This window comes from Streptomyces sp. NP-1717 (genome assembly GCF_022695985.1).
GTDB lineage: Bacteria > Actinomycetota > Actinomycetes > Streptomycetales > Streptomycetaceae > Streptomyces.
This window is the reverse complement of the sequence record NZ_JAAPBF010000330.1, coordinates 1-5,627: the sequence shown is the minus strand read 5'-3', so window position 1 is coordinate 5,627 and position 5,627 is coordinate 1. Positions and strand designations below refer to the sequence as shown.

The window sequence follows — 5,627 nt, the reverse complement described above, 5'->3', positions numbered from 1 at the left end:
CAACCCCCTGCCGTCACCGACTTCTCCGAGGGCCCCGCGCAGAACGACCGGGCGATGGCGGACGCGGAGGTCACCGAGGAGCAACTGGCGAAGGGCAACGAGCCCGAGTTCAACGAGGCGCTGTCCGCGAAGAAGACCTCCGAGGCCGACGCGGCGAAGGCCCCCGCGAAGGGGAAGGCGGCGGAGGACCAGCAGTTGGCCGCCGCGAAGGAGGGCGCGGCGGCGTCCGGCGCCCAGGCGATGTCGGCCCTGACGGCGACGCGTGGCGCGGCCGGGAAGCAGGTGGACGGCGGAAAGGGCGAGACCAAGAGCAAGGACGAGAAGAAGCGCGCCGAGGTCACGGCGAAGCTCCAGAAGGTCTACGACGGGACGAAGAAGGACGTCGAGGAGACGCTCTCCGGCCTGGACAAGAAGGTCGACACAGCGTTCACGTCGGGCGAGAAGGCGGCGCGGGACGCGTTCACGGCGGACCACAAGCGCCGGATGAAGAAGTACAAGGACAAGCGGTACTCGGGCCTGACGGGCAAGGGCCGTTGGGTCAAGGACAAATTCGCCGGGCTGCCGAAGGAGGCGAACGACCTCTACCAGGAGGCTCGCAAGCTCTACGTCTCGAAGATGCAGACGGTGATCTCGTCCGTCGCGGACATCATCGGGGTCGAGTTGGGCCGGGCGAAGGCCCGTATCGCCAAGGGTCGCGCCGAATTGAAGGCCGAGGTCGACAAACTCCCCGCGGATCTGAAGGCGTTCGGCGAGGAGGCGGCGAAGGACTTCGCGGGGAAGTTCGACGACCTGGAAGCGACGGTCGACGAGAAGTCCGAACAACTGGTCCAGGACCTGGCCACGAAGTACACGGCGGCGCTGAACAAGATCGACGAGGAGATAAAGAAACTCCAGGAGGCGAACAAGGGGCTGATTGACAAGGCGAAGGACGCGATCGTCGGCGCGATCAAGACGATCAACGAGCTGAAGAACCTGCTGCTCGGCATTCTCGCGAAGGCCGCCTCGGCGATCATGAAGATCATCAAGGACCCGATCGGTTTCCTGGGCAATCTGGTCAGGGCGGTCGGCGCGGGCCTGAACCTCTTCATCACGAACATCGCCGACCACCTCAAGACCGGCGTCGTGTCCTGGCTGCTCGGCACGGCGGTCAAGGCGGGCCTGGAACTCCCCGCGCGGTTCGACCTCAAGGGCATCATCCAGATCATCAGCTCCCTACTGGGCCTGACCTGGGACAACATCCGCGCCCGCATCACCCGCAAGGGCGTCCCCGACGAGGCGATGTCCCAGGTCGAATCCTCGGTCCCGGTGGCCCAGAGCCTGGCCCGCGAGGGCCCGGCCGGCGCGGTCAAGGAAATCCAGGCGGAGACGGGCGACCTCAAGGCGACGATCCTCTCCAAACTGACGACGTACCTGATCCCGACGGTCCTGATCGCGGGGATCACCTGGATCCTCTCCCTGCTGAATCCCGCGTCCGCCTTTGTCCGCGCGGTCAAGGGGATCATCGACATCGTCACGTTCATCGTGACGCAGGGCGCCCAGATCATCGACTTCGTCAACGCGGTGCTGGACGCGGTAATCCAAATCGCGAATGGCGCCCAGGCGGGCGTCCCGAAGCTGATCGAGTCCGCCCTCGCCGCAAGCGTCCCGCTCCTGATCGGCTTCCTCGCGGCCCTACTCGGCATCGGCGGCCTCGCCAACAAGGTCCGCTCGGTTTTCCAGTCGGTGTCGCGCCCGGTCAACCGCGCGATTGACAAGATAGTCGACTTCATAGCCAAGAAGGGCAAGGCGCTCTGGTCAAATCTCAAAGGGAAGCAAAGGGGCAGCGGGAAAAACGAGAATCGTCACGAGAGTTCTCCAACCGTCAGAAAGACTGGCGACGGGCCGGTCGGTAAGATCCTCACATGGACTGTGCATGCCGAATCCCATCGCCTGTGGATTACTAACGTCAGCGGGCGGCACGTGCCAATGTTGGCCAGCGAAGCGCACCCGGTCGAGGCGGCAATTGAGAACTTTCGAGAAAGGGCAGCTGACCGGAGCGGCGACGATGCGGCCAAAAAGATCGATAGAGTAGAGGCCGACTTTGCGTCTCTTCAGGGCGCGCTGGCGGACTACGAGGAAAAGAAGAAGGCTGCGGCCACGGACGCGACTCTCGAAGGCGCGAAGAGGAATATTGTGAGTGCTCAAGTAAATCTGCGTAACTCGGTCGCTGCGGTACAGAATCTCCTTGGATTTTCCAAGGAAAAGCAACTCCAGGATGCCAGGGATAAATTCAAATCAAACCCGTTCACATCGCAGGACTTAAAGGCTTTTCTGAACTTGGCCGAGCGGACCGTGCGAAGGATAATCCAAGATTGGAAAGTGGAGGGGGTCGTCTTTCGTACGCCGGAGCCCTATGAGTACACCTTCGATCCAACAGCCGCCGGGCCGGGCAGGGCAAATAAGAAGAATAGGTATATGTATGGTTATGTAAATCCACTCAAGACTGATCGTGAAGGCCTAGAGATACTCAGCAAAGGATTGCGTGGAAGTATCGACCAGGGCGGGGCGCTCAAAGTCGCCACGCAGAGTGAAAAAGAGGATGTGAGTTTTCACGTAAATCATGCTCATTACGAGAGTGTCGTGGATTCCGAAAGATATCCGGACTTCGAGTTCCCTGATGCCATACTCGGGCATGGCCCGATCGGCGCCTCTGAACACTGGAAAGAAATAGGACACAAGCAGACTCGAGCGCAAAACTTGGCCTGGAACTCTAATCCAGATAACTATCATGGTCCAGAACATAAAAAGGAGTCGGCGGCGAGTGGGCGCGCCGCACCAAATTATGAACTGCCGACCAAGGAGCGCGGCAGCCACGAATCTTGGTGGAGCGAATCATGACGAGAGGACACTGACTCATGGATGATTCATTCATTGCATCGGTCATCGCCGCGTACGCGGAGCTGTATGGCCCTGCCACTCGCGTGCGTCGATTCTCTCGCACGGAGCCGCCTCCCGGGGATTCTGCCGTGGTGGTCTACCTTCCGCTCGAGGCCGAACGGATTATTCCACAAGGAAATTTAACGTTGCTGGCGACTGCTGGGTTTGGATCGCAAGAAATCTGTGTGGATTTCCCCTGTGAATTAGGAATCGAGATCAGGGGATCTCTTGATGAATGCGCTGCCGCTGCCTTAGCAGAAGCGCTGGTCGAATTGGCGGAGGTGCCGCTGGAGGGTGGCCATCTTTTCCACGACGGACAGATCTTGACGAACGTCTCGCTCCCGGTATTTCTGCGTTTTAACACCGCTATGCTCGTTGACTGGGATTCGGTCGATGGGTTTCGATTTCCCCAGCCGCTTGCCGAGATCGGCTGTCTCCGGGTAGTTCCTTTATTTGCGGAGGAAATGAAATTTGTCGAATCCTACGCGGACCGACACCTCGCTTACCGTGCTCTCAGAATTCGAGGAATGGATGAGACGGATCCTGATCGGGATTCGACGGTGTGAACAGTAGAGGTGGATTTTGAGCCGCGTCGAGCTCTCCTTCGATATTATTCTTTCTACTTCGCGGGTATTAAGCGACTGAATTATCTTTGTGCTCTGTTTTCCGTGCGGCAATGGTTGTTGCCTGTCCGGGTAATTCCCTGAGCTTTGGCTGTCATTTTTGTGCGTTGACCTCCTTCGTTGATCCCGGACTTACTTCTATATTTCTTCGGCGAACGTTGACCCAGCTACGCCCTCATGCTGGGTAGTCTTCCTGAAAATTTCTGCGTTATCTGGGCTGTCTGATTCGGCCCGACGTTCCGTGAAGGGGGAGTCCGCTACTGTGGCTTCCCTGGAGGGGGCTTGATCACTGAGATGGTTGATGGGCCCCCATATTGAGAGAGAGCCCAATGGTCATGCATCTTGACCCCGCAACTGCCGTAGTCCTTGCTCTGGGCGGTGGCGCAATCTATGCCGCGTACCGCAACGAGCGCCTGGGGGCCGCTTTACTCGTGGGGGTCGCAGTCGTCACGCTCTTCTCAATGCTGATCGGAATGAATGGCATAACAGCCCATCAGGAGGCGCCAAAGCCAGCGCCATCATATGCGCCTTCCCCCTAAGGGGAATCTGAAGCACGCCCGTTGCGGAGCAACACAGTTGATGCGGGGTGGCGATATCGTGAGTGATTGCCCCCAATATTCTGGTGAGGCCATGTTGCCGGAAGAACACGGTGTGCATCGACCGCGTGAGGATTGGAGGGGTTGCAGGCGAACGCCGGGCGGCGAACCATCGGCTGCCGCACCAAGGAGTCTTTACCCCAGCACCAGTCCCAGATGCCGACCGAAATCCGAGGACAGGGTTAGCCGGCCAGCTCCTGGTATTCGAGTTGGATCGCCTGCGTCGTCATAGTCGCCGTGCCCCCCGGCGCCTGCCGCCAAAGGAGCTGAAGTCACCGCGATCGAGCGGATGTTGCCACTGCCAGTTCGAAGTTGGAGGCGCGGAAGTCCAGGTTCGTGCTGCTGGGGGGAGGAGAGGAGCCCGGCGGCGTTCCCACGGTTGGGCCGGATCCGAGGTCGGGAGAGCTGGCGTGACCCGAGTGGGAAGTCAACATTCTCCTAGTTTGTGTATGAGAATGCGGTCATGAGTGACGTCGAGGTCAACTACGGGGTCGGTGAAGGCCCCACCGCCAAGGTCTCCGTCAGCCTGCACTCGGGCACCATCGCTGCCGTTCGCGCGCGCGTGGGTAAGCGGGGGTTCTCCGCATACGTGGACGCCGCCGTGCAGCGTCAGATCGAGCGGGACATCCTTGCCGAGCTCACCGCCGCTCACGAGGCGGAGCACGGTGCCTTCAGTGATGCCTAGATCGACGCCGCCCGTGCCCTCCTGCGCGGAGACGCCGACGGCGGGGTGGGGAACGCGGCTTGAAGCGCACCACCCTCAGGTGAACTCCGCTCGATCCAACTGGGCGGTCTCCCGGCCGGAAGGCCTGGCCATGCTCTGCGGGGACCGGGTCCGGATCGTCAAGGTCTGACCCGCACGCAGCGGCCTCACCCCTGCACCAGCCCCAGATACGGCCCGAACTCCGACGCCAGCGTCAGCCGGCCCAGTTTCTGGTACTCCCGCTGGATCGCGTGGATCAGCGTCTTCATCGTCACCGCGCCCCCCGACTCCGCCGCCAGATACGCCGAAGTCACCGCTATCGAGCGGATGTTGCCTCCCGCCAACTCGAAGTTGGTCGCGCAGAAGTCCAGGTCCAGGTCCGTGCCCCGCGGCAGCAGCGGGCCCAGGCAGCGTTCCCACAGCAGGAGGCGTTGAGTGGGGTCCGGGAGGGGGAAGTCGGTGACCAGGTCCAGGCGGCGGGTGAAGGCGTCGTCCAGGTTGGCGCGGAGGTTGGTCGCCAGGATGGCCAGGCCGTCGAAGGACTCCATCCGCTGGAGCAGATACGCGCTCTCCACGTTCGCGTAGCGGTCGTGCGCGTCCTTCACGTCCGAGCGTTTGCCGAAGATCGCGTCCGCCTCGTCGAAGAGCAGGACTCCGTTCACGCCCGCCGCCTCCGTGAAGATGCGCTCCAGGTTCTTCTCGGTCTCGCCCACGTACTTGTCGATCACCGTCGCCAGATCGACCGTGTAGAGGTCCAGGCCCAGATCCGCCGCGATCACCTCCGCCGAC

At 61.2% G+C, this 5,627-nt stretch carries 4 protein-coding genes; 3 read left to right on the top strand and 1 reads right to left on the bottom strand.

Annotation, left to right across the window (positions count from 1 at the left end):
- The first annotated feature begins 54 nt into the window (after window positions 1–54).
- The 3 genes from GXP76_RS33555 (at window position 55) to GXP76_RS33545 (ending at window position 4,820) form a co-directional block, all read left to right on the top strand.
- The gene (locus GXP76_RS33555; RefSeq protein WP_242575401.1) at window positions 55–2,877 is read left to right on the top strand and encodes a hypothetical protein; all 2,823 of its coding nucleotides are present in this window, start codon (window positions 55–57) and stop codon (window positions 2,875–2,877) included.
- A 17-nt stretch (window positions 2,878–2,894) separates the two neighbouring features.
- Window positions 2,895–3,482 (top strand): suppressor of fused domain protein, encoded by a 588-nt coding sequence (locus GXP76_RS33550; protein WP_242575400.1) that lies wholly within the window; start codon window positions 2,895–2,897, stop codon window positions 3,480–3,482.
- Window positions 3,483–4,598: 1,116 nt separating this feature from the next.
- A complete protein-coding gene (locus tag GXP76_RS33545; RefSeq protein WP_242575399.1) occupies window positions 4,599–4,820 on the top strand; it encodes a hypothetical protein in 222 nt (73 codons plus the stop codon).
- A 185-nt stretch (window positions 4,821–5,005) separates the two neighbouring features.
- On the opposite strand, the gene GXP76_RS33540 is transcribed toward GXP76_RS33545, so the two are convergent.
- Window positions 5,006–5,627 (bottom strand): ATP-binding protein (locus GXP76_RS33540; protein ID WP_242575398.1); only part of this gene is annotated, 622 nt, incomplete at its 5' end.